Source organism: Microvirga vignae, assembly GCF_001017175.1.
In the GTDB taxonomy this organism is placed as follows: Bacteria; Pseudomonadota; Alphaproteobacteria; order Rhizobiales; family Beijerinckiaceae; genus Microvirga; species Microvirga vignae.
Genome location: NZ_LCYG01000011.1, coordinates 41,652 through 64,549, shown reverse-complemented (window position 1 = coordinate 64,549; position 22,898 = coordinate 41,652). Strand labels below are relative to the sequence as shown.

Below are 22,898 nucleotides of genomic sequence, written 5' to 3'. Positions count from 1 at the left end.
GCGAGCGGCTGCTTGCGACCGTCCAACCGTATTCTGGCTTTTGATCTGGGCTGTAATCGGTTTAGCTTGCGGCATGCGAATGCCGGAACACAGCTTGACTCAAGACGCGAGACCCAATCATCGAGCCAATCGGCTCCTGGCCGCGCTGGAGCCTGCTGATTTCGCCTGTCTCGAGCCGCATCTTCAGATCATAAATCTGGAGCAGGATCAGGTCGTCCACGAGGCGGGCGATACCTTTCGCTACGCCTACTTCCCCCATGACACCGTGGTGGCGCTTGTCGCGGTGCTGAAAGACGGCCGCTCTGCGGAGATGGCAGTCTACGGCCGCGAGGGTGTGATCGGCCTCGTCGGCACGATGGTCAGCCGCCAGGCATTCGGGCGCTATGTCGTACAGGCTCCCGGAGCGGCATCCCGAATTGACATGGAGCTCATGCGCGAGGTGATCAGCAGCCGCCCGAAGGTTCTGCAATTGATCCTACGTTTCAGCGAAGCGATGATGGCGCGTGTCCTCCAGAACGTGGCATGCAACGCCGTTCACAGTGTCGAGGCGCGCTGCTGCCGATGGATTCTCAGTGTTCATGATCGGCGCGACCAGGATACCCTGCCGCTCACGCATGAGCTCCTGGCTGACATGCTCGGGGTTCAGCGCTCTACCATCAGCACCATTACGCGAGCACTTCAGGAAGCGGGGCTGATCAAACAGGGCCGAGGGCAAATCACCGTGACAGATCGGGCTGGTCTCGAAGGTGCGGCTTGCGAGTGCTACGCTACCGTGCGCCGCAGATTCGAGCGCCTGTTGCCTCACACTTATGCGCGAGAGTGATCTGTGTCTGTCTCCAGGAGCGCACTCGGCCAACGGCAATGGCACGGACACAGCCCATCAGGGCTTAGTCACCGATGAGTCCCCTGTGTCTTCCGCAGGCGTTTCGGCACTCACCATAGAAAAATCATGACGGGACAGCCGGTCCCTCTCTCGTGCACCTGTTTGACAGGAAAAACGAGCGGCGCATCAACGGGGCCCCTGCGCTTGCGCATGCCAGCTCAACGCTCTTGGCAGTTGTGGTGCCCTCCAGGGCCGGTTTATCAGAGCTCATGAATCTCCGTGATTTTTCCCTGATGCTCCTGGTGTGCCTCTTGTGGGCGATGCACACAGTGGTGAGCAAGCTCGTCGTGACCGGCATGGAGATCCCGCCCTTGTTTTATGCAGCGACCCGATATGGGATCGTCGCGCTGTTGGCCGTGCCGTGGCTCCTGCCCGTTCCACGTCCGATCTGGCGCATTCTTCTGGTGGGGTTCCTCATGGGCGGTGGTGGCTTCGCACTCTTCTTCCTTGGCATGAAGAGCGCAAGTCCTTCAAGTGCCGCCGTCGTAACCCAGCTCGGGCTTCCGATCACGACCCTCCTGTCCGTCGTCATGCTGGGAGAGAAAATCTACTGGAGAAGAGGGCTTGGGATTGCCATGACCTTCGTGGGCGGCGTGCTGGTGATGTGGAATCCCGACAATGGGCTTCCAGTCTCCAGTGGGCTCGTTCTGATCCTTGGATCTGCAGCTGCAGGGTCGCTGGCAGCCGTGATGATGAAGCAGACGGAAGGCGTTCAGCCGCTGCGGTTCCAAGCCTGGGTCGGGCTCGCATCCGTGGTGCCGCTGGCGTTCCTGACGGCAGGCTTTGAGACCGATCAGATCCCCCGAGCCCTGGAGGCTGGCTGGGCCTTCATGATGGCCCTGCTGTTTTCGGCTCTGATCGTGTCCCTGCTGGCCCACACCATCTACTATGGCCTGATTGGCAAGTATCCGGCCAACCTGATCGCGCCTCTCATGATCATGAATCCATTGATGACCGTGGCGATGGGGATCTTGGTGACTGGGGATCGTTTCGACACCCGGATGGCTCTCGGCACCGGGATCGCGCTCTGCGGCGTTCTGATCATCACTCTGAGGCGCAACCACGTCATGCCGCTGGCGGCACTCGTCTGGGACCGCCTGCGATAAGGCAATCGGGTATCGCCGGCTCTCCGTCACTTACCTCTGGTCGCAGGATTAGGTTCTGGGATCTCATGGCGCCGTACCCGCTGGCGCCGCACCCGCGTGGCTCGAACTGGGATTGTCCGTTCCTGGTACTCAGCAGACCTTGCGATCGTTCTCAAAACCTGCCGTTTTCGCAATCGGCGGCGAAGGCGGATCTTTGATTGCGCGAGAGGCGCTTGGAACTGGTCACGGACAGGACACAGATTGAGCAATCGGTCCCGTTTGTCCCCGTTTGACGAAGCGCAGGACCGCCAGCGGCAGGGCCGAGATGCCGAGAGTGTTAGGCTTAGGCCGCAGGTGAGAAAGTTTGCTGCACGGTATGAGGCGAGCAGGACCAGCGCTTGGAGCAGCGAGTACCCGAGGTGAAGGCTCATCGTGGCTCGAAAGCCTACCGGCAGGGCATGATGGCTGTTCTCGGCGGTGAAAAAGCGGCCTGTGGCTCAATCGTGAGCCGGGACCGTATTGGCGGAGTTCAATCCATTCTTTGTCCGCGCCTGCCGCGAGATATCGAAGCGGACTTTCTCGGCCTTGCTCACGTACTGGCTCGCGACCAGCATTCCTTTGAAGGGGCGGATCGTCGACGGCACACTCGACGCTATCACAACTGCGATCCGTGGGGAGAGCGCCGCCCGTCAAACCATCGCACGACGGATTCTCCAAGGGCATGTGTTCCAAGCCCATCCAGAAGGGCATCATCTTTGATTTTTGCTTCCGGAGCGGTGGCGCCGGGCTGATCCCAATGTCTATGCCAGGCAGTCGGGCTTCGCCCTCGTGCCGAGTGAGGCCTTCGCGGTCGGGGTTGCTCCAGACGCTATCCGCGTCTCCCTTGGCGCGGCACAGAACCAAGCGATGTTGGAACGGGGCCCTGGATTGCTGGCGACGGTCTTGTCGCACGGGCCGAGCACCTTGTCCTCCATTGTCTCATCTTACCCGAGAAAGCCATCAAGCGCCGTCGGACGGTAGCGTGTTGCCTGTTCGTACGCCAGGATTAGTGTTCCACCAGAAATCCTTGAAGGCGATCACATGACCCAGCTTGAAGCCGTCATCTTCGATCTCGATGGAACGCTCGTCGATAGCGCGCGCGATCTCCAGAACGCTATGAATGCGCTTCTAGCGGGGGAGGGACTGCGATCGGTCTCCCTGGAAGAAGTCAAATCGATGATTGGCGACGGTGTCGCCAAATTGGTTGAGCGCGCCCTGGCCGCGACCGGAGGAGACCCGGCGCGCCTCCCTGCACTCGTTGACCACTTCCTTGCGATTTACGATACCAATGCGGCTAATCACACCGAGGCCTATCCGGGCGTCCTGGACACACTGGAGAGCCTAAGGCGATTGGGGCTCCAGTTGGCGGTCGTCACCAACAAACCCTGTTCGGCGACGACAGAGATTCTTCGGGCCCTTGGCCTTAGAGCGTTCTTCAGTGCCGTGATCGGAGGCGATACCCTTCCTGAGCGCAAACCTCACCCCGCTCCCATCTTGATGGCGCTTGATCGGCTCGGTGTAAGCCCGGGGGCGGCCCTAATGGTGGGCGACAACTACCATGACGTACAGGCGGCTAGAGCGGCGGGCGTGCGCGTCTTCGCGGTCACGTACGGCTACAATCACAAGCCGCTTACGGAGTTGGCGGCTGATCAGCTTCTCGACACCATGTCCGATCTCGTACCGAGCATCGGGATTGGCATTGCAGCAGAAGACCTCTTGCGCTGAAACCCGTGCCGCTTTCTTCTGGCTTAATCCTGGTCAGACCTATAGGAAGGCGTTATTTTACAACCGTTCTGGTAGGAAGTAGCTTCAAAGGCAGCGTTGAATGGAGAGGAAAATATGTCGAAATCACCTGGAGGGCGCCGTTCAACCGATCCGCTGAAGGCTGCTGAAGCTGCCTTCAGGAAGGCGACAACCAAGCCGCTCGAGACGCCTCCTAAGGCTCCGTCCCTCCCGGGGGTGAAGGAGACCGTCACTCTGCGCATTGACCAGGATGTGCTCGAATACTTTCAGCAGGACGGTCCGGGATGGCAGGACCGCATCAATGTGGCTTTACGCAAGATAGCTGGCAAATAGCTGGCAAGTGAGGGATTGTCTCGTGGGACGCGCAACTCCTGTCTTGGAGTGCAGTCGGCCACTCAATCAGTTCAGTCAGTAGCCGATGGTCTCTCTGGTCGCGACATGATTGAGGCAAATGTTTCGTTGAGCCACCACCTCTTCCGGACTTTGGGACGAGACCGCAGGCCAAGTGACGCAAACTGACTTTACGAAGCAGGCTTGGCAAGTGATGCCGCAAGTCGCGCTGCCAACGCGGCGTTGTTTTTGACCAGGGCAATGTTGGTGGCCAGACTACGTCCGCCCGTGCTTTCGAAAAGAAATGACAGCAGGAAGGGTGTCACGGCCTTACCGACAACGCCACGGCGTCTGGCTTCAGCAACCGCCCGGTCGATGAAGACCTTCATCTCGTCGGCGGGAATTTCATCAGCCCTCGGGACAGGATTGGCTACAAGAACGCCGCCGCCAAGGCCTAGCGCCTCCTTGATGTCGATGAGATCAGCGACCGCCTCCGGGCTGTCGAGCCGTATGGGAGCGGTCAGTCCGCTTGTCCGGCTCCAGAAAGCCGGAAAGTCGTCCGTCTGGTACGCCACAACAGGGACGCCGCGGGTTTCGAGATATTCAAGAGTTCGCGGCAAATCGAGAATGGCCTTGGCACCTGCACACACCACCGTGACAGGGGTCCGAGTCAATTCATCAAGATCGGCCGAGATGTCCATCGTGATCTCCACCCCCTGGTGAACACCGCCGATCCCGCCCGTGGCGAAAACCCGAAGCCCCGCCAGATGAGCGCAGATCATGGTTGCGGCAACCGTGGTTGCACCATGACGCCTCGCCGCAATGGCGTAGGGCAGGTCGGCACGGCTGAGCTTCATCACGTCTGTGGCCGTCCCAAGCCAGTCGAGTTCCTCGTCCGTGAGGCCGACCTTGATCCGCCCGGCGATGATCGCAATCGTCGCCGGTACGGCTCCATTCACGCGCACGACGGCTTCAACCTCGCGGGCCGTGGTCACGTTCTGGGGGTGTGGCATGCCGTGAGTGATGATGGTGGACTCGAGGGCCACGACGGCACCGCCCTTTTCCAAGGTCGATCTCACCTCGGGGGCAAAGTCGAGAAAGCGACCGTCGATATCGCGGCTCATACGGGTTCCCCTTCAGGTCTCTGGTTGACACTCCGTGCCACAGTGGACTCGAGCAAATCAAGCGAGAGATCCGGGCGAACGCTGTCCGGGCACTCCAAGGTCAATGCCGCCGCCACCGTACCCATTCGCACTGCTTCCGCCAAGGAGCGGCCCCTCAGCATAGCGACAAGCGTGCCGGCAATGAGAGCATCACCTGCGCCAGTCGCATCGACGATCTGGACTGGGATGGCCTCGACTCTCGTGAGTCCTAAGCCATCCATTGCGATCAGCCCACCTTCGCCGAGAGTCAGGACGACCCGCGTGGCGCCAGCGTCGAGCAGGGCCGCCGCGAGCTCTTGCGGTGGTGCACTGAACTTGCCCAGGAGGGCTTGTGCCTCATCCAGATTAAGAAGGAGGAGCCCGACACCGTTCAGGTCGTGGGGCAGGCGCCTGACTTTCAGCATGGAGACGGCGTCAACCGCCAGCATAGAGGAGTGTCGACGAGCCAAATTGACGAGCTCATGCAGCGTCTGTGAAGGAAGGTTGCAATCGGCAAAGATCCAAGATGTCGACATTTCGGGCCAAACCTGATGCAACAGGGACGGCGTGAGGGCGTCAAAGATCGCCATATCGGCCAAGCCGAGGGCGAGATCCCCATTCGGCTCAAGGACAGCCACATATTCCGCTGTAGCATAGTCGCTCGAGACCGCCACGTGCTGCGTGCCGATGCCCAGCCCCATGAGGCCCGCTCGGATTGCGGCGCCATTCTCGTCCTGCCCCAGTACCGAAATGAGGGATGACCTCGCACCAAGTCGCGCGATGTTCTCCGCTACATTGCGGGCCACCCCGCCGAACGACCGCTTGGATGCGACGGGGTTGGACGTCCTTAGATGGACGGGTTCATGTGCGCGGTATTTTCGATCAACGGTTGCGCCGCCGATGCAGATCACCCTGCCTGAGTCCAGATGCATGCATACAGGCCTTTCGCGTTGCGGCGGTCTTTCCCACGCGGATGATATGCTAGGTGATATGCCAAGTCATTGAGCGGAGAACACTCGAGGGTGAGCGTCTTGGGCATCGACCCTCTATCTGCTGCAGATTCGCACTTGAGTGGACGTAGGAAACCTGACCGTTGACATGTTCGGAAGTGCAGCATGTTCTCCAATGCGAGTTCTGCACAAGTGGGATAAGCAGATCGGCACAGGACATCACGCTAAGACCTCTTTTGACCCAGAACTGCCATTCGTCCGCTGTATCAGAATACCGACGAAGACCTGCTCTCAAGAGCTAATCCTTCTGCGGGGCTACCAGACCATGCGCCAGGGGAGCAGGATCGCCGCTCGGTCGACATCATGCCATGATCAACGAGCTTGGGAGTGTCTCCTATGTCACATCGAAAGAGCCAGGGAAGCTTGCGTTCTGCAAGCCTTGCAATCGTGGCAGCTGTTGCATTTGGCATCGCGTACACGAGCGCGGCCGGGGCATCCCCAGAGGACGAGGTCGCCCGGCTCAACCGGGTGCGCGCCAATCTGTTCGAGGAACTCGTGAAGACGAGGGCCGACGCAGCTTCTGCGCGTGCCGAATTGGAAGCAGCTATCAAGGCGCGCGATGCAGCCGAGGCCGAGGTCGCTCGTCTGAAGGGGGCGGCCAGTGCTAAACCCGCCAACTCTGAGCCGAGCGCCGAGACGAAAGCCGAGCCGCAACAACGTGCCACGAACACCGCGTCCGCTACGGCTCGTCAGCAGCGCGTGCGCCCTGCGGCACTGAGAGCAACCGGATCCGTTCGGAAAACGGCCGCGGCGAGCGCGCAGCAGCGTGTCGCAGGAACCAACCTTGCACGGAGTACGGTCGCCCGGCAGACCGATCAGGCTGCGCGTCAGTCGGCGGCGCCGGTTGCTCGTGCACAGGAACTGCCTAGCGTGTTGCGCCTGCAAGCTCCGCAATAGTCGCCTGCCCGCGCGCTCCCACGCGACATTCAATAACGCCCTGGCGGGCTTCCCGCCCGCTTGGACGCCCATAGACAATCCCAACCTCCACCGGCGCCCGCTGACCATTTCGCGTCCGCCGCATTTCGCCGGCGCTTGTCGCATCCACTCGGATCAACTCTGCGCCCATCTCGGCGGCGTGCGTACGGGCTGCCGCAATGACCGCTTGGCGACATGTTGCGACCACCTCATTGGGCGTGCCAGGACGGTATTGAAGTTTTGGGATGGTTGCTCGTTCGGCTGCGTAGCCACCAACCAAACCAGAGACGCCAACGAGAAGAATGACCCACAGCATGTCTTTCCACCAAAAGCGCCCCGCGGATACTAAGGTCAAGGCGCCATGATCGCCGCTTCTAAGAAGTTCTCACCTAGTCTGTCAGTTCCTTATCCTGGAGTATTAGGCCAGCTGCCGTGGCACGGCGCTCACAAGCGGCCGGGTGGCTAGGGAGGGATAGAATTTCGTCAACTCCATCCGGGTACCGAAGCGACGATAGAGAAGCCGACACGATGTTGAGATCCACTGCTGCTCTGCGGCAAGAATGACTGCACTTGGCACTTCTCGGAAGTGGCGTCTTGGTCTGCTCGTTGCGCTTAAGCTGACAAGTCAGTTCGTTTGGCCGTTCCTGGTGGCGGGAATCGTCTCTGCATCTGGAACCTGCGCTTCCTCCCTTCTGTTCATCTGAGCGCCTTTAATCTTGTACCTTAGACGCTCAAAGAAATGTTCGCGTGCATTCTGTGTAGCGTCGCTCTAACGGAGACCCACATGCGGAAGGCTTTTATTCTAGCAGCTGGACTGGCTCTCATCGGAACGTCAGCGTGGAGCCAGAGCTCGTCGCGAGATGACGATGATTGGCGCGATAGATGGCAGGAAAGCCGTGGCCGATGGGACAGAGAGAGCGATCGGGACGATGATCAAAGTGAACGGCGCGGACGTGCCATGCGCGACGATGACGACGATCGTTCAGGGCGCGGTGCCCGCTTTTTTCTCCGTAGTGGCGATACGCAGCTTCGAGTCGCCTGTAGCGATAGGGACTCTACGCAAGCCTGCGTAGACGCAGCCCTGCGGATGTTCGACCGGGTGCAATCGCGACCTCGTGCAGCGACGATTTCGCCCACGCCTACGCCAGCATCTCCTGCGCCGAGCTCCCCTTCGACGCCCCGATAATGCGAGGAGATCGGTGATAGGCTCTATATCACCGATCGCTCGGCCTTAATCTTCGCAAATACGGTATCGTCTTATGACAGTTTCACCGAAACGGTTCGTGTAACGGCGGGTCTCGTAATAACAATCTCGTTCTCTATCGCGCCAACGCCGACCCCGCTCCCAGCCTCGATCTCTCCAGCCTTGATCGCGATCCGGGTTCCAATCCCGCTCCCGCCACTCGCGGCCACCATCCCAATCTCGATCCATTCGGGGCTGCGCGGAAACACTTCCCGCAAGACCACCGGCGAGAATGCATCCTGCAAGTACCGTCCATACGTGCCCAAGCCTTGCCATGAGTAATCTCAGAGCTCCCGTTGAACAGGGAGTTAACGGGCTTGAGAAAACCTCGTTCCTGAGGCTCTCTGGTCATCCAGTCAGCTTTTAGTTGGCTTTAATGTCAGCTTCTGGCACATTCCAGACCTAAGCCAAAGGCAGGTAACCTGATCTAAGCGGAAGTTCGAAAAGGGCAGGGGATCTTCAGGGCCTGAACTGTTCCAAGCCTCAATGCATGGGCGCGCAGGATTCCGCACGTGCAGGTTTGAGAATTGGCCTAAGCCGTGTGCTTTTCCGACATCGGCCTATGCACCAAGAGCCGTTTTGGCCGGATCAGGAGAGTTCCTCTTGCTCGTGTAATCGTTTACACTCCCGCAGCCTTGATGGCTCCAGCACTTCCTCCTGATCGTGCCCCGGTTCGTGATGACTAAGTTTATTCCAGATCTCGGCGACGAGACTCTCCAGGCCTTGGTCGAGGCCCTGACTGAAAGCGGCCAAGCGGTATCGCTCTACGATGCCGAGGATCGTCTCCGATACGCCAACAAGACCTACCAAGGCATGTTGTTAGGAGATTATGAGGGTCCCTACACCTTTACCGATATCCTGCGCCATGCGGCCAAGCATGGTTTGGGCGTGAGGATCGACGATCATGATGTGGAGGCTTTCATTGCCCGGACGCTGCCGCGGCGCAGAAGCGTGCCTCGCAAGTCATTCGAGACGGATCTTGTCGACGGCCGGTGGTTCTGGATGGATCATACGATCCTGCCGAATGGCTGGGTTCTGTCCGTGGGCGCCGACATCACGGCCCTGAAGCACAACGAGAAAACCTTGCGCATGGCGCACGAGGAGGCCCTTGCGGCCGCGCGCACCGACCAACTAACCGGCCTGCCAAATCGCCGCCACATCTTCGAATTGCTCGATGAGACACTTGCGTCAAGAGGGGTAGGTTCAAGCCTGTGCACCGTCATCATCGACATCGATGGGTTCAAGGCAATCAACGACACCTACGGGCATGATGCGGGTGATGCCGTGCTCGAGCATTTTGCCCGAGTTTGCCGGGAAAGGGTCCGGGTTCAGGACTATTTGGGACGGATGGGCGGAGAGGAGTTCCTGCTGCTTCTGCCGGAAGTCAGGCTCACCGACGCCGTGCCGATTGTTGAACGGATTCGAAAGGAATTTCCTCTGGTTCGACTTGGGAGCAGTGGACTTGAGCTGACTTACACCTTCAGTGCAGGCCTGACGGAGGCTCTGCCGCACGATGATCGTGTCTCTATTCTTCATCGAGCCGACCGCGCCCTGTATGCCGCCAAGGCGGATGGCCGAAACTGCACAAAGGCTAGCTTCGAAGGACGAACGCCAACGACCTGGACGAAGGCATTCTAGGCAACCTTGGTGAAGTTGCTTGTACAACAGGTGTTCGCTGACACTTCGCCGACATTATGGTTGGCCAGTTCTAGAACGAAAGCCGGGCGCTTACAGGAAACGGGGAACTCAGGGTGTCGATAATCGTCCCATGCCGATGGCAGAAAAGTGCTTGATAATAAAAAGGTTAGAACAGCATTAATGACTGCGGTTGTCTTAAGGGAGATCTCGTCACTTGGCCGAGGGGCTTTGTCCGTCCGCGTTCATTCACGGATCCGTGAAGGCGGAAAGTTGTCTCTTTGGGAGGAGGCGAGTTGCCGGGCAGGCCTTCAATCCTACTCCTCCGTGGACCAGGTTCAGCAGACGGATGGCCAAACAGGTGGCTCTATTTTATTTTAGAGTCAGGATCGCTGAACGTTGGATTCCTTGGCTCCTGGCGGCCCTTGCTCTCGCAGGCGCGCTTGGCCCTACGATCACCAACGAAGGACTGGTCATGAAAACCACGCCGGCCGGCTCCGAAACACTCCACCATCACACCCGACGAATGGGCGGCCGCGATCCCCACGAGGCGCACCGCGTCGCGACCCCGCTCGAATTGCTGTTCGACCTGACGTTCGTCGTCAGCTTCGGGCTCGCGGCTTCCCAGTTCGCCCATGAGCTGGCGGAAGGCCATTACGCCGCTGCCCTGATCGGCTTCGGGTTTGCGAGCTTCGCCATCTGCTGGGCCTGGGTCAATTTCTCCTGGTTCTCCTCGGCCTACGATACCGATGACTGGATTTTCCGCCTCGTCACCATGGTGCAGATGATCGGTGTGCTGGTCCTGGCCATTGGCCTGCCGCGCATGTTCGCCTCCATCGAGCACGGTGAACATCTTGACAATTCGGTCATGGTGCTCGGCTATGTGATCATGCGCGTCGCCATGGTGTTCCAATGGCTGCGCGCTGCCAGGCAGGATCCCGCCCGGCACCGCGCTTGCCTGACCTATGCCGTCGCCATCTCGATCGCCCAACTCGGCTGGGTGGTGCTGATCTTTTTCGATTTCTCGCTCGGTGTGACCTTCATCCTCGTCTGCACCCTTGTGCTCATCGAACTTGCGGGACCCGTCACCGCCGAGCGCAAGGATGGAGGCACACCCTGGCACGCCCATCATATTGCCGAGCGCCACGGCCTGTTCGCCATCATTGCGCTCGGCGAGGGGATCGTGGGCACGCTCGCGACGCTGTCTGCCGTGGTCGAGGAACAGGGCTGGACGACGGACGCGGCCCTGGTCTGCATCGCGGGCATCGGGCTCACCTTCGGCATGTGGTGGGTCTATTACATACTGCCGTCCGCGCAGATACTCGAAGCCCACCGCAATCGGTCCTTCGTCTGGGGCTACGGCCAGATGGTGATCGTCGGCTCCATTGTCGCGACCGGGGCTGGGCTGCATGTCGCAGCCTATTTCATTGAGCACAAGGCCCATATCGGGGCGCTCGCGACGGTGCTTTGCGTCGCCATTCCGGTTAGTGTCTATCTCGGTTCGATCTATGCGCTCTACACCTATCTCGTCGGCCGGTTTGATCCCTTTCACGCTTGGTTGCTGATTGGGACGGCCACCGTGGCGACGCTCGCCGTCATTGCGGCGTTTGCCGGCATCGACATGGCGGCTTGCCTTGTTATCCTCATGCTCGCGCCGGCCGTCACAGTTTTCGGCTATGAAATACTCGGACATCGCCATCAGGCAGAGGCACTTGTGAAAGAGGACGCGGCTACTCTAATAGAGCATCAGCGCGTGCACGTGGATTCCTCCTTGCCTCACACGCATCGCCAGTAATGCTTCTGGCCGTCGATCATCTTTGTTCGAACATGTCCTCGCCTAAGCCAAACGCTGTACCAGAACCAAACGTCCGTTCATGGCTAAGCGGAAGCGGGCCGAATGGCTGCTTAAGTAGAGAGTACCGGACCATCCTGAAAGGCGGGGTATTTCCTGGTTTGACCCGTTTCAGACCTTCCGGGCACCGGGTCTGTGACCGGGACAGCACAAGCATCCGGTGAGATGGGTGACGCGCCTCAAAAGTACCTGGAGCCTCGGACCCGAAAGTGGAATCCACTTTCGGGATGAATCCGATGCTCCCTTCCTCAATCAGCGCATCGTTTGGTGCGGAAAACCGGATCCACTTTTCCGCACGATGCGCTGGTCCGCCTAGCGCCTGACTTGCCCAACCCGATTCAGCACCTCCCGGGGGATGTCGTAATCTCTCACGACAGCATCCCAGTTCCGGAATCCGCACATCTCCCGCTGGATCATGAAGGCCCAAACCCGGTCGGCGGCCTCGTCCAGCAAGATATGACGCCGGATCCGCTCGTCGGATCTGTGCACATCGGCATCGAAGGCCCGTAATGCTGCAAGAGCCTGTTCGACTTGGCCGCTCAAGGTCCCCAGCGTTTGCGCTTTCTGCTCGCGGAGTTCGTAATCAAGAACGCTCCAGCCGGTTTCCTGCTGGAGGCCCGCCGATAGGTTCTGGGGTAGGCGAACTGCCATTTTAGGTCTCCGCAACACGCGACGATGGGGAAGAGATGATGTCGTCGTCCCCATGTGGAACCGCGACACCCTGGCGCAAGCTCGCGGGCGGTCGGAAATCCGTGAAATACCGCCTGCGGCCATTGTCAGCTTGTGAGCAGCAGGCGGGCATGAAGAAGGCCAGGGAACAAAGCTCTTCCCCTGCTCTCAATCGACCGAAGTCCAGCCTAGCTTATGAGCCAGTCCAGGGATCGTTTGAGGGCTTCCGTCCCATCTCGTTCGAACCAGCGGCCATGGCTCAAGATCACTCGCTCCGGCCGCCGTTCGACGAGCCGGGTTGCTGCCCTCGCAGCGTCGGGTTTGTTCGCCTTCACGGCAAGGCGCAGATAAATCGGTGCCCGACCCCGTGGTGCCGCGATACCATTCAGACGGGCCATGATCCGCGTAAACGCAGGCAGACGCTCCGTCTCCAGGTTCTGAACCAGATCCGTTATGATCAGTGTTCGGCTTGGATGGTGGAAGAAGTCCACCTCATTGAAGCCTAAGCCGCGGACGATGATCTGCTCCAGTTCACCAGCCCACTCCGGGGGTGAGGTATCGGAGAGGACATAATCGATCCGAATCCCGGCCTTCTGCACCTGCCTGCGCTCCCGCAGCCCGGGAGCTGCCCACGTCAGGATCTTCGGACAGTTTCGCTGCCAGTCCTGCAGGAAGGACCAATGCGCAATGTCCGGCGCGATCAGATGCGTAATACGCCCCTGCTGCCCGAGTTGGGCGCGGAGTTCCTCCGTAAACCGGGTTGGGGAATGAAGCCAAAGATCGCCGCTGGACAGGCGCACCACCGTCATTCTGATGGGCAGCGTCAAACCCAAGGCGTGAAGGGGCCCGCTGTCGACGATCCAGACGCCCTCCGCAACAGGCTTGAGGACGTCAAGAGGAGGATAGGTGCCATCCAGGCCGACCTCGCTCGCCATCCTGCGTCCTCGCTAATCAACGGATTTGAAGCCGCCACTGATCTCGAGCAAAGCTCCTGTCATAAATGATGCGTCAGCCGCCAGGAACACGTAGGCTGGCGCAATCTCCTCCGGCTGGCCCGCACGACCCATCATCGTAAAGCTGCCGAAGGTCTTGACCGTCTCCTCGCTCGATGTGGCGATGGCAGGGGTCCAGAACGGGCCTGGAAGCACCGCGTTGACGCGCACGCCCCTGCTGGCAAGCTCGTCTGCGAGTGATTTGGTGAACACGTTCACGGCACCCTTAGAACTCGAATAAGCCAAAGCGCCTTTCTTGCCGAGCAATGATGTCGTGCTGGACGTGTTGATGATACATCCGCTGGTCTTCTCCAAGTACGGCAGCGCAACCTGTGCCATCAGCATGTAGGCGATGATGTTCGTGTCGAAGACCCGCCGTAGGCCTTCCTCCTCAAGCTCGGGCAGCGTGCCATCGCCTTCGAAGTAAGCCGCATTGTTGACGAGAATGTCGAGCCGGCCCAGGCGAGACACGGTCTCTTCGATAATACGCTCACGGTCAGCTTTGACGGTGACATCGGCCAGGAGTGACAGGCAGCGCCGGCCACGTTGCTCGGCCAGACGGCATGTCTCGGCTGCATCATCCTCACTGTGGTTGTAGACAATGGCCACATCCGCGCCTTCCATGGCGTAGGCGATTGCGACAGCTCGCCCGATGCCAGAGTCGCCGCCCGTGATCAGAGCGACCTTCCCGACGAGTTTGCAGGCCGGCTTATAGTTGGACAGATCGCTGTCCGGCTTCAGCTGCATATCGGCTTCGCGACCGGGAGCAGGTTGATCGTGATCAACAGCCAATTCAGCCGGGGCGGGACGTTTCTCCTGATCGGCCATAGCCAGCCTCCGATGAAACGGGAATGCGCCCCGGAAACGGTGCGGGCGTCCGGCGGTTCCGCGGCAAAGCTCAAGAGCCGGTGTCAATCGCCGTCTTGATCCGCTGCAGTCCCTCGGAGGTCAGCGGATCAACCCTCAAGATCGGGTGCCCTCCTGAAGAGTAGCGTTGGGAGAATACGAGACGGACATACCCGCCGTCTTGGAGAGGCAGGAAGAAAACGCCGTCGGACTCTCCCTTCAGAAAGCAGCGTAAGCCGATATAGAAGCTCTCCTCATAACCCTTCACGGCTCGACGGATAGCGGGATGAAGGACAAGGGTGATGCTCTTGCTCTCACAGACTTCTTCGACGGTTTTGAAACTCGACACTGCTGAACCTCGCTGCCAAGGCGGCCTGCGGCCGCTGTCTCGGGTCAACGCAGCTCCTAAGGCAACGGTTCTGAGCGCTCTCCTCCAGAAGGAGGAGATTGCGTCACCCTTGGCACCAAGCTAATAATCTGCTTTGGCACTCTCATGCGTCGAGTGCTAACGTTCTGCCCGGCGCAGTCGAGTGCTCCCCAATCCAGAACAGAACGAGGAGGCATCCATGACATTCCGTCCGCTGCACGACCGCGTTGTCGTCCGCCGCATCGAGGCCGAAGAGAAGACGGCCGGCGGCATCATCATTCCGGACACCGCCAAGGAAAAGCCGCAGGAGGGCGAAGTCGTCGCCGTCGGCCCCGGCGCCCGCGATGAGACCGGCAAGGTCGTGGCTCTCGACGTGAAGGCCGGCGACCGCGTGCTGTTCGGCAAGTGGTCCGGCACCGAGGTGCGCATCGACGGTCAGGATCTCCTGATCATGAAGGAGTCCGACATCATGGGCGTGATCGAGGGAGTTGGTGCGTCCCGGAAGGCCGCTTGAGCGGCACCAATCAAGAACCATCAGAACAGGAGGAACAACCATGGCTGCCAAAGAAGTCAAGTTTGCTGCCAATGCCCGCGAGAAGATGCTGCGCGGCGTCGACATCCTCGCCGATGCGGTGAAGGTGACCCTCGGCCCGAAGGGCCGCAACGTGGTGATCGAAAAGTCCTTCGGCGCTCCGCGCATCACCAAGGACGGCGTCACCGTCGCCAAGGAGATCGAGCTTGCCGACAAGTTCGAGAACATGGGCGCCCAGATGGTCCGCGAAGTGGCGAGCAAGACCAGCACCGAGGCCGGCGACGGCACGACGACCGCGACGGTTCTGGCTCAGGCCATCGTGAAGGAAGGCGCCAAGGCGGTGGCCGCTGGGATGAACCCGATGGACCTCAAGCGCGGCATCGATCTCGCCGTTGCCGAGGCCGTGAAGGACATCCAAGCCCGGGCCAAGAAGGTCGCCTCGTCCGAGGAGATCGCTCAGATCGGCACCATCTCGGCCAATGGTGATGCCGAGGTCGGCCGCATGCTGGCCGAGGCCATGCAGAAGGTCGGCAACGAGGGCGTGATCACGGTCGAGGAAGCGAAAACGGCGGCGACGGAACTCGATGTGGTCGAAGGCATGCAGTTCGACCGCGGCTATCTCTCGCCGTACTTCATCACCAATGCCGAGAAGATGGTGGCCGAGCTCGAGGATCCCTACATCCTCATCCACGAGAAGAAGCTGTCCTCGCTTCAGCCGATGCTGCCGATCCTCGAGGCTGTCGTGCAGACCGGCAAGCCGCTGCTCATCATCGCGGAAGACATCGAGGGCGAGGCCTTAGCGACTCTGGTGGTCAACAAGCTGCGGGGCGGCCTGAAGATCGCCGCCGTGAAGGCTCCGGGCTTCGGTGATCGCCGCAAGGCCATGCTCGAGGACATCGCGACCCTGACCGCCGGACAGACGATCTCCGAAGACCTCGGCATCAAGCTCGAGAACGTCACGCTGGATATGCTGGGTCGGGCCAAGACTGTACGGGTGGAGAAAGAAAACACCACGATCATCGACGGTGCCGGCAAGAAGCAGGACATCGAGGCGCGCGTGGCGCAGATCAAGGCGCAGATCGAGGAGACCACCTCGGACTACGACCGTGAGAAGCTGCAGGAGCGTCTGGCCAAGCTGGCCGGCGGCGTCGCGGTGATCCGCGTCGGCGGCGCAACCGAGGTCGAGGTGAAGGAGAAGAAGGATCGCGTGGACGACGCCCTGCATGCCACCAAGGCTGCGGTCGAGGAGGGCATCGTCCCCGGCGGCGGCACGGCTCTGCTGCGCGCCAAGGCTGCGGTTGCCAAGCTCTCGAGCGACAATGCCGATGTGAAGGCGGGCATCAACATCGTGCTGCGCGCCCTCGAGGCTCCGATCCGCCAGATCGCCGAGAACGCCGGCGTGGAAGGCTCGATCGTGGTTGGCAAGATCAACGACAACGCCCAGTCCGAGACCTTTGGCTTTGATGCTCAGGCTGAGGAGTTCGTGGACCTGGTCCAAGCCGGCATCGTCGACCCGGCGAAAGTGGTCCGCACGGCTCTGCAGGATGCCTCATCCGTGGCGGGTCTGCTCGTCACCACCGAGGCCATGGTCGCCGAGCTGCCGAAGAAGGAAGCCGCTCCCGCCATGCCCGGTGGCGGCATGGGTGGCATGGGCGGCATGGACTTCTAACTCCCTGCTAAGTCTGGGACAGGTGGCCCCGGTGAAATCCGGGGCTTTCCTTTGGCCTCTACTCACTCGGCATCACTCGTGCTGTGGTTGGAGATTCTCCGCACCGCGAGGGCTGCCCGCGCGAACCCCGGGACTGCGCCTTTCTCTCTGGATCCCGGCATCAAATCATCTCTATGGCCCAGCTGACGAGGTAAGAGGTGCGTGCCTGCCGCCAAGGCTCTTCAAAGAGGGTTTGATCGGCCCTTCGAGATGAGCGATCGTCAGCAAGTGACACCAATAAGTTGCGCCGCCACGCTGACCCAGTTGTAGGTCTGCTCTGCAGAATTAGGCTCGGCTGCGGACCTATGCCGATCAGGGGATAGGATTGGTAGGACCTTGGGCTATCACCATGAAGATGGCAGAGAGCACTCCCGCCAGGGCCAAGCCGCCGAGCAGAAGCGTACGGAAGGGGATATGGCGGCTGGCCCAGGATAAGCGCACCGCTTCCTTGTGCTGTTGTCGTGTCACTACCTGATCAGCGGCGATCAGGTTGAGCAGGGTATCGATATCATCAAGCAGGTCGATCATCTCACGAGAGAGGGCCGCGTTTCGCCACTGCTGCCGCTGATCCTTGGTCGTCTTGAGCGTGATGGACTGTGCCCGAAGAAGTGCCTCTGCATGCATTTCTCGGCGGATCATATAAATGCCTAGGATCATCAAGACGGGCACCAGAGCAATAAGTCCGAGAGCTATCCAATCTGCGGCGGTGAAGCTTGACGGAAGGATGTCCATGGCGGTTCCTCCACATAGCACCTCGATACAACGCTTCCCAAACAGGACTGCGCTCGCAGCACCCGGCAGTTTGTAATTTTACCGCTAGATGCCCTTTGATCACCCGGAATTGGTCACTTTCGGGTAGAATGCTAAAATTAAAAGATTCAAGCTCGTGTTCATGAGCCGAGTGAGCGTTCATTCACGTCAGTGCAGCTCAAACTCTAAAACGTCAATCAGGCGAGAATTGAGCCAGTGATTGGGGGATCATCCATTGGCAGGAGAAGCAATGGAGAACCAAGATGGAAACCAGGATCGATGAGATTGGTGATAAGATCTACCGCCTGTCGACCTTCGTGCCTGATATCGTGCCGCCCTCCGGCTTTACGTTCAACCAATTCCTGATCATGGGCGATGATCCGCTGCTGTTTCATACAGGCCTGAGAACGATGTTCCCGCTTGTCTCTGCGGCCGTCTCCCGGATCATGCCGATCGACAAGCTGCGTTGGATCACGTTCGGTCATTACGAAGCTGACGAATGCGGCTCAATGAACGAGTGGCTTGCGGTGGCTCCGCAGGCGGAGATTGCACACGGAATGACGGGATCTACCGTATCGTTGATCGATATGGCAGATCGGCCTCCACGGGTGTTGTCGAATGGTGAAACTCTCGACATCGGGGGCAGGCGGATCCGCTACATCGACACGCCGCACGTGCCGCATGGCTGGGATGCAGGTGTGATTTATGAGGAGACGAGCAGGACCTTATTCTGCGGAGATCTCTTCACCCACGTCGGCAATGGCCCTGCAATGGTTGAAACGGAGATTGTAAGCCCGTCGCTCGCGGCGGAAGACATTTTTGGATTTACGAGCCTTGGCCCAACAACGGCACCAACAATCCGCAAGTTGGCGGATCTGGCGCCACGCATGCTTGCGGTCATGCATGGTTCCTCATACGCCGGCAATGCCGTTGTGGCCCTTCAGGACCTTGCCAGTGCCTATGATACCCGCTTGCGGGCTGCCATGGCCTGAAAGACCGCAACTTGGCGTCTCGCGGAAACGATCCGGGCGGCCGGGTCATTGCAGGAGCTACGATGTGGCTGCTCGGAAACCCCTCTCGAATGCGGTTTTGGATCCGCGGAACGTTGGTGATTTTCGGCCTGATTGCGATTTGTGCTCTCGCTGGCGGCACATTGATGTATTGGCGTCTGCGCGCCAGCCTCCCAATGCTGGAAGGCAATGTCGCAGCGCCTGAACTCTCCGCTCCCGTCACGGTGACGCGGGATGCCCAGGGGGTGCCGACGCTTGTCGGGCGTTCCCGGACCGATCTCGCTTGGACACTAGGTTTCTTGCACGCACAGGAGCGCTTCTTTCAGATGGATGGCCAGCGCCGCCTTGCGGCAGGCGAACTCTCGGAGTTGGCCGGAACTGTCACCCTGAACCAGGACCGCGTACATCGAGTTCATCGCTTCCGGAAACGCGCCGCCGCAGTGTTAGCCGCAATGATGCCAGAGGAACGCGAAGTTCTTGATGCTTATGTTACTGGGGTCAATCGGGGCTTGCAGAACTTGGGCGCCACCCCTTTCGAATACCTGGTCCTGCGTTCGACGCCTGCGCCCTGGACAGCCGAAGACACCGTTCTGACTGTATACACGATGTATTTGGACCTGCAGGAAGCCGACGGGGCAACCGAGCGTCGACGGGCCAATGCGGAGGAGGCACTTGGAGGGCCGCTGACCGCCTTCCTTTTTCCCGAGGGGACATCGTGGGATGCCCCACTCGATGGGTCGACCCTGCCGATGCCGGCAATGCCGGACAGCGACATCAAGAAAAGGGCGGGGCTGCCTCGGCCATCGGGAGAGGCCAACGAGGAGGTTACTAGCCGGGGCAGCAACAACTGGGCAGTGGGAGGCGTCCTCAGTGCCCGCGGTGCCGCGATCGTGGCCAACGACATGCATCTTAACCTGAGGGTTCCGAATATCTGGTACAGAGCACGGCTCGTGTTGAATGACGAAGGCGGCGGCAGCGCCCTCAACATCACGGGCGTCACGCTGCCCGGTGCTCCGAATATCGTAGCCGGCAGCAACGGCAAGATCGCCTGGGGCTTCACCAACAGCTATGCCGATACGAGCGACGTGGTCATCCTCGAACCTGTCGCGGAACGCCCCGATCTGTATCGCACGCCCGCGGGCGCTCGGCACCTCGATCGTGTTGAGGAGCGCCTCTGTCCCAAGGACGCCGCATGCGAGATCCTCCCAATTGAGGAGAGCCTCTGGGGCCCTGTCATCGGCACCGACCGCCAAGGCCGCAAACATGCTTACCGCTGGATCGCGCACGATCCTGTGGCGGTCAACCTGCGCGGCATCTTGGAACTGGAGCGTGCCGAGACGGCGCGTACAGCCCTAGACATCGCACACCGGATGGGCATTCCGCATCAGAACCTCGTTGTCGGCGATGCTCAGGGCAACATCGGCTGGACGGTCACCACGGCGATGCCGAAGCGCTTCGGGTTCGATGGACGAGTCCCAGTGTCGTGGGCGGACGGGACCAAGGGCTGGAGCGGATATCTGGCGCCGGAGGAAGTACCGGTGGTTTACAACCCCGAGAACCGGCGCATCTGGACCGCAAACAGCCGAGTGGTCGGCGGGGAGGCCTTGGCGAAGATTGGCTTTGGCGCCTATGCTCACGGATCCCGTGCCCGCCAGATCAGAGACGGATTACTGGCCAAGGAGCTTTTTGACGAACAGGACATGCTGGCCATCCAACTGGATGATCGCGGGATGCTGCTGGAACGGTGGCAGGCTTTGATGCTTCAGCGCTTGCGGGCAGGGGCCCGAAACCCCCATTACGCGGCGCTTATCCCGGCGACCGAGAATTGGGGAGGCCGGGCAGTTCCAGACTCTGTCGGCTACCGACTTGTCCGGACATTTCGGACGGAACTGATCAATGCAGTCTATACGGCCTATACCGCGCCGATGCGAACAGGTGAGCCCGCACTAGCGGGCGGCCGCCCCCCTCAGCCTTTTTTACCAAGGCAGGCAGATGAGCCGGTGTGGCGGTTGTTGTCAGAGCGCCCGGCTCATCTCGTGCCGCTCGGTTACCGGGATTGGGATGCAGTCGTGGACGCAGCAATCGAGAAAACTCTTTCAGCCGTTGCCATACAGGCGGATGGCCGACTTGAAGCCTTTACCTGGGGCGCTGCCAACCGGGCGGAGATCAGACATCCGCTTGCAAGAGCCGTACCTGGGCTGGCGCTCTTTCTGAACCCGCCGAATGAGCCGCTGCTGGGGGATCTCTATCAGCCTCGGGTGGCTGGCCCAGGAACCGGAGCATCGGAGCGTTTCGTGGTGGTACCGGGGCATGAAGGAACAGGCATCTTCCACATGCCAACCAGCCAGACCGCTCATCCTCTCTCACCCTACTACAATGTCGGGCACGAGGATTGGGTGAGGGGCCGAGCAACCCCATTCCTACCAGGAGAACCAAAGTGGCGGATGGTGTTCCACCCGCAATGAGCATACCAGCCCAGATAGCCGGTCAGAGTGAAGCAATGTCAGTGGGTATCGAACAGAGATGGAGTGCTGCTGTGTGGCGCGACAATTTTGCAGGCTAGATCTCCGAGCGCTTGTCTTTGAGACTGCGTTGCCCAAAACGCGCCTCCCACTACGGGCAATGACGTCAGCTTGTGGCACGGGGCGGAACTTATCCTGATCTCCGTGCTCGGCCGATAAGCGGACTTTTACAGGGTCGCGCTGTTCGTCTCATTTCGACCCAACCTGCACCTTCCACTTGGCTCCAGGAACCACTTGGCTCCAGGAACCACTTGGCTCCAGGAATGGCTGACCCGCACTCGGCCTCAGCGCTTCCTGCGAGTCACTTGCCACCCCAGCGGTGAGGCGTATCCTGTTTCCATAAGTCAAAGTCCCTGCGTTGGACCTGGGCTCCCGACGAGCCGTTTTGACCGACAGCTCTGTCGACGCCGCTCCTGAACGGGATGGGTGCTTCACCTGAGAATGGAGCCAATGGAGAGGCGAAAAACTCCGGCAATCAGCTACTTCTCCTTCTTGCCGGACCCAACCCAGTTCAACGTGGACGTGTTGCGCTTCCTGAGGACGGCACGATGAGCAACTCCGAACCCCAAAGCAGGGAAGCGAATGGGTCATCCGATCAGGGGCGGTCGGACATGGCGCAAGGGCCGGCACCGTTCACCGACCCCACGCCGCCCCGGTCGGCGTTCGCCGCGGTCAATGGCATCAAGCTCTACTATCTGGACTGGGGCGGCAGCGGGCCGCCGCTGGTGATGGTCCACGGCATCGGCGACAACCCGCACGTTTTTGACGACCTCGCGTCGCACCTGCGCGACAGCTTTCGCATCATCGCCTACGCCCGGCGCGCCCACGGGCGTTCGGACGCGCCGGCGGGTCCGTATGATGGGGCCACGCTGGTCGAGGACCTTCGGCAATTGCTCGACACACTCGGCATCCAGCGCACGAGCTTGGTCGGCTGGTCCATGGGTGGCAACGAGATCACCGCGTTCGCCGGCCAATATCCGGATCGTGTCGACAGGCTCGTCTACCTGGAGGCGGGGTATGACTGGTCGAGACCCGCATTCTTCAACGCCTTCGTGGATGCTCTTGCTGTCAACAGCCCCGGCGCCACCGACGTGCTGTCGGTCGATGCTTTTCGCGCCTGGTATCGCGAGGCTTGGCTCGGCGAGGCTCCATGGTCTCTCGGGCTCGAAGCCTATCTCCGTGACGTGGCGCAACCCGACGCGATGGGCAAACTCCATCCGGTGCCGAATGAGAAAGCATTCGCCGCGCTCCTGGAAACGCTCGGCAGTTGGCAGCGCGACTACCGCAAGGTGCGGGCGCCAGCGCTCGTCCTTTACGCCACGGCGTTCTTCCCGCTCGACCCCAGCGACGCCGCGCTGGCGCAGAAGGTTCGCGATTTCGAGCAGAACACGATGGTGCCGTTCCGTGCCGCCAGCATGGAGCGCATCCGGCGCGAATTGCCCGGCGCAAAGGTGCTGCAGCTCTCGGGCCGCACGCACATGTCGATCGGTGTCGAGAAGACTGAGGAGCTGGCCGTCATTATTCGCGATTTCTGGAGTTCCCCGGTTCGGTGACGGTTGCGGTCGATACAGCCGCGCGATCGAAAAACGATTCTGTCGTAAACTCGAAGTATAGGCATTTTTCAG

The 22,898-nt window shown here is 60.3% G+C and carries 20 protein-coding genes; 12 read left to right on the top strand and 8 right to left on the bottom strand.

From position 1 onward, the window contains the following. The first annotated feature begins 94 nt into the window (after positions 1-94). Both AA309_RS02990 and AA309_RS02985 read left to right on the top strand, forming a co-directional pair. A complete protein-coding gene (locus AA309_RS02990; protein WP_244470238.1) occupies positions 95-823 on the top strand; it encodes a Crp/Fnr family transcriptional regulator in 729 nt (242 codons plus the stop codon). A 269-nt stretch (positions 824-1,092) separates the two neighbouring features. Beyond that, positions 1,093-1,989 carry a DMT family transporter gene (locus AA309_RS02985; protein ID WP_047187501.1) on the top strand — a complete coding sequence of 299 codons (897 nt, stop codon included), beginning with the start codon at positions 1,093-1,095 and terminating at the stop codon, positions 1,987-1,989. Between the two features lie 476 nt (positions 1,990-2,465). On the opposite strand, the gene AA309_RS35025 is transcribed toward AA309_RS02985, so the two are convergent. Then, complete coding sequence (locus AA309_RS35025) at positions 2,466-2,627, bottom strand: hypothetical protein (protein ID WP_160310386.1); 162 nt, start codon at positions 2,625-2,627, stop codon at positions 2,466-2,468. A gap of 421 nt (positions 2,628-3,048) precedes the next feature. On the opposite strand from AA309_RS35025, the gene AA309_RS02980 reads away from it, so the two are divergent. Beyond that, the gene (locus tag AA309_RS02980; protein ID WP_047187500.1) at positions 3,049-3,732 is read left to right on the top strand and encodes a phosphoglycolate phosphatase; all 684 of its coding nucleotides are present in this window, start codon (positions 3,049-3,051) and stop codon (positions 3,730-3,732) included. 114 nt (positions 3,733-3,846) lie between these two features. Further along, positions 3,847-4,083: a BrnA antitoxin family protein gene (locus tag AA309_RS02975; protein WP_047187499.1), complete on the top strand. Its 237-nt coding sequence runs from the start codon at positions 3,847-3,849 to the stop codon at positions 4,081-4,083. Positions 4,084-4,271: 188 nt separating this feature from the next. On the opposite strand, the gene AA309_RS02970 is transcribed toward AA309_RS02975, so the two are convergent. Next, positions 4,272-5,204, bottom strand: a complete 933-nt coding sequence (locus AA309_RS02970) for a pseudouridine-5'-phosphate glycosidase (RefSeq protein WP_047187498.1) — start codon at positions 5,202-5,204, stop codon at positions 4,272-4,274. Further along, on the bottom strand, positions 5,201-6,154 hold the full coding sequence (locus tag AA309_RS02965; RefSeq protein WP_052954450.1) for a carbohydrate kinase family protein: 954 nt from the start codon (positions 6,152-6,154) through the stop codon (positions 5,201-5,203). The genes AA309_RS02970 and AA309_RS02965 overlap by 4 nt, the downstream gene beginning before the upstream one ends. A gap of 414 nt (positions 6,155-6,568) precedes the next feature. On the opposite strand from AA309_RS02965, the gene AA309_RS02960 reads away from it, so the two are divergent. From AA309_RS02960 to AA309_RS02940, 3 genes are all read left to right on the top strand, one after another. Continuing rightward, positions 6,569-7,129, top strand: coding sequence for a hypothetical protein (locus tag AA309_RS02960; protein ID WP_047187497.1), 561 nt, complete (start codon positions 6,569-6,571; stop codon positions 7,127-7,129). Positions 7,130-9,068: 1,939 nt separating this feature from the next. Then, positions 9,069-10,028 (top strand): GGDEF domain-containing protein, encoded by a 960-nt coding sequence (locus tag AA309_RS02945; RefSeq protein WP_047187535.1) that lies wholly within the window; start codon positions 9,069-9,071, stop codon positions 10,026-10,028. A 472-nt stretch (positions 10,029-10,500) separates the two neighbouring features. Further along, complete coding sequence (locus tag AA309_RS02940) at positions 10,501-11,820, top strand: low temperature requirement protein A (protein ID WP_200901931.1); 1,320 nt, start codon at positions 10,501-10,503, stop codon at positions 11,818-11,820. A gap of 369 nt (positions 11,821-12,189) precedes the next feature. Here AA309_RS02940 and AA309_RS02935 read toward each other — a convergent pair whose 3' ends face one another. The 4 genes from AA309_RS02935 to AA309_RS02920 form a co-directional block, all read right to left on the bottom strand. Then, complete coding sequence (locus AA309_RS02935; protein WP_047187494.1) at positions 12,190-12,528, bottom strand: DUF6665 family protein; 339 nt, start codon at positions 12,526-12,528, stop codon at positions 12,190-12,192. Between the two features lie 206 nt (positions 12,529-12,734). After that, positions 12,735-13,481 carry a DUF4336 domain-containing protein gene (locus tag AA309_RS02930; protein WP_047187493.1) on the bottom strand — a complete coding sequence of 249 codons (747 nt, stop codon included), beginning with the start codon at positions 13,479-13,481 and terminating at the stop codon, positions 12,735-12,737. Positions 13,482-13,493: 12 nt separating this feature from the next. Next, positions 13,494-14,366 (bottom strand): SDR family oxidoreductase, encoded by an 873-nt coding sequence (locus AA309_RS02925; protein ID WP_047187492.1) that lies wholly within the window; start codon positions 14,364-14,366, stop codon positions 13,494-13,496. 70 nt (positions 14,367-14,436) lie between these two features. Beyond that, a complete protein-coding gene (locus tag AA309_RS02920) occupies positions 14,437-14,733 on the bottom strand; it encodes a hypothetical protein (RefSeq protein ID WP_047187491.1) in 297 nt (98 codons plus the stop codon). Between the two features lie 217 nt (positions 14,734-14,950). On the opposite strand from AA309_RS02920, the gene groES reads away from it, so the two are divergent. Then, complete coding sequence (groES, locus tag AA309_RS02915; RefSeq protein ID WP_047187490.1) at positions 14,951-15,265, top strand: co-chaperone GroES; 315 nt, start codon at positions 14,951-14,953, stop codon at positions 15,263-15,265. Between the two features lie 40 nt (positions 15,266-15,305). Continuing rightward, entirely contained in the window at positions 15,306-16,952 is a 1,647-nt protein-coding gene (gene groL / locus AA309_RS02910) for a chaperonin GroEL (RefSeq protein ID WP_047187489.1), read from the top strand. Between the two features lie 351 nt (positions 16,953-17,303). Here groL and AA309_RS02905 read toward each other — a convergent pair whose 3' ends face one another. Beyond that, positions 17,304-17,723: a hypothetical protein gene (locus AA309_RS02905; RefSeq protein WP_047187488.1), complete on the bottom strand. Its 420-nt coding sequence runs from the start codon at positions 17,721-17,723 to the stop codon at positions 17,304-17,306. A gap of 281 nt (positions 17,724-18,004) precedes the next feature. On the opposite strand from AA309_RS02905, the gene AA309_RS02900 reads away from it, so the two are divergent. The 3 genes from AA309_RS02900 to AA309_RS31615 all read left to right on the top strand — a co-directional run bounded on the left by AA309_RS02900 (position 18,005) and on the right by AA309_RS31615 (position 22,826). After that, positions 18,005-18,733 (top strand): oxygen-binding di-iron domain-containing protein, encoded by a 729-nt coding sequence (locus tag AA309_RS02900; RefSeq protein ID WP_047187487.1) that lies wholly within the window; start codon positions 18,005-18,007, stop codon positions 18,731-18,733. A gap of 89 nt (positions 18,734-18,822) precedes the next feature. Next, positions 18,823-21,216 (top strand): penicillin acylase family protein, encoded by a 2,394-nt coding sequence (locus AA309_RS02895; RefSeq protein ID WP_047187486.1) that lies wholly within the window; start codon positions 18,823-18,825, stop codon positions 21,214-21,216. Between the two features lie 605 nt (positions 21,217-21,821). Then, the gene (locus tag AA309_RS31615) at positions 21,822-22,826 is read left to right on the top strand and encodes an alpha/beta fold hydrolase (protein WP_160310385.1); all 1,005 of its coding nucleotides are present in this window, start codon (positions 21,822-21,824) and stop codon (positions 22,824-22,826) included. Positions 22,827-22,898: the final 72 nt, after the last annotated feature.

Coding starts and splice junctions, on each gene's coding strand:
- AA309_RS02985 (WP_047187501.1), top strand. CDS start 1,093: ATGAATCTCCGTGATTTTTCCCTGATGCTCCTGGTGTGCCTCTTGTGG.
- AA309_RS02980 (WP_047187500.1), top strand. CDS start 3,049: ATGACCCAGCTTGAAGCCGTCATCTTCGATCTCGATGGAACGCTCGTC.
- AA309_RS02975 (WP_047187499.1), top strand. CDS start 3,847: ATGTCGAAATCACCTGGAGGGCGCCGTTCAACCGATCCGCTGAAGGCT.
- AA309_RS02970 (WP_047187498.1), bottom strand. CDS start 5,204: ATGAGCCGCGATATCGACGGTCGCTTTCTCGACTTTGCCCCCGAGGTG.
- AA309_RS02965 (WP_052954450.1), bottom strand. CDS start 6,154: ATGCATCTGGACTCAGGCAGGGTGATCTGCATCGGCGGCGCAACCGTT.
- AA309_RS02960 (WP_047187497.1), top strand. CDS start 6,569: ATGTCACATCGAAAGAGCCAGGGAAGCTTGCGTTCTGCAAGCCTTGCA.
- AA309_RS02945 (WP_047187535.1), top strand. CDS start 9,069: ATGACTAAGTTTATTCCAGATCTCGGCGACGAGACTCTCCAGGCCTTG.
- AA309_RS02940 (WP_200901931.1), top strand. CDS start 10,501: ATGAAAACCACGCCGGCCGGCTCCGAAACACTCCACCATCACACCCGA.
- AA309_RS02935 (WP_047187494.1), bottom strand. CDS start 12,528: ATGGCAGTTCGCCTACCCCAGAACCTATCGGCGGGCCTCCAGCAGGAA.
- AA309_RS02930 (WP_047187493.1), bottom strand. CDS start 13,481: ATGGCGAGCGAGGTCGGCCTGGATGGCACCTATCCTCCTCTTGACGTC.
- AA309_RS02925 (WP_047187492.1), bottom strand. CDS start 14,366: ATGGCCGATCAGGAGAAACGTCCCGCCCCGGCTGAATTGGCTGTTGAT.
- groES (WP_047187490.1), top strand. CDS start 14,951: ATGACATTCCGTCCGCTGCACGACCGCGTTGTCGTCCGCCGCATCGAG.
- groL (WP_047187489.1), top strand. CDS start 15,306: ATGGCTGCCAAAGAAGTCAAGTTTGCTGCCAATGCCCGCGAGAAGATG.
- AA309_RS02905 (WP_047187488.1), bottom strand. CDS start 17,723: ATGGACATCCTTCCGTCAAGCTTCACCGCCGCAGATTGGATAGCTCTC.
- AA309_RS02900 (WP_047187487.1), top strand. CDS start 18,005: ATGGAAACCAGGATCGATGAGATTGGTGATAAGATCTACCGCCTGTCG.
- AA309_RS02895 (WP_047187486.1), top strand. CDS start 18,823: ATGCGGTTTTGGATCCGCGGAACGTTGGTGATTTTCGGCCTGATTGCG.
- AA309_RS31615 (WP_160310385.1), top strand. CDS start 21,822: ATGAGCAACTCCGAACCCCAAAGCAGGGAAGCGAATGGGTCATCCGAT.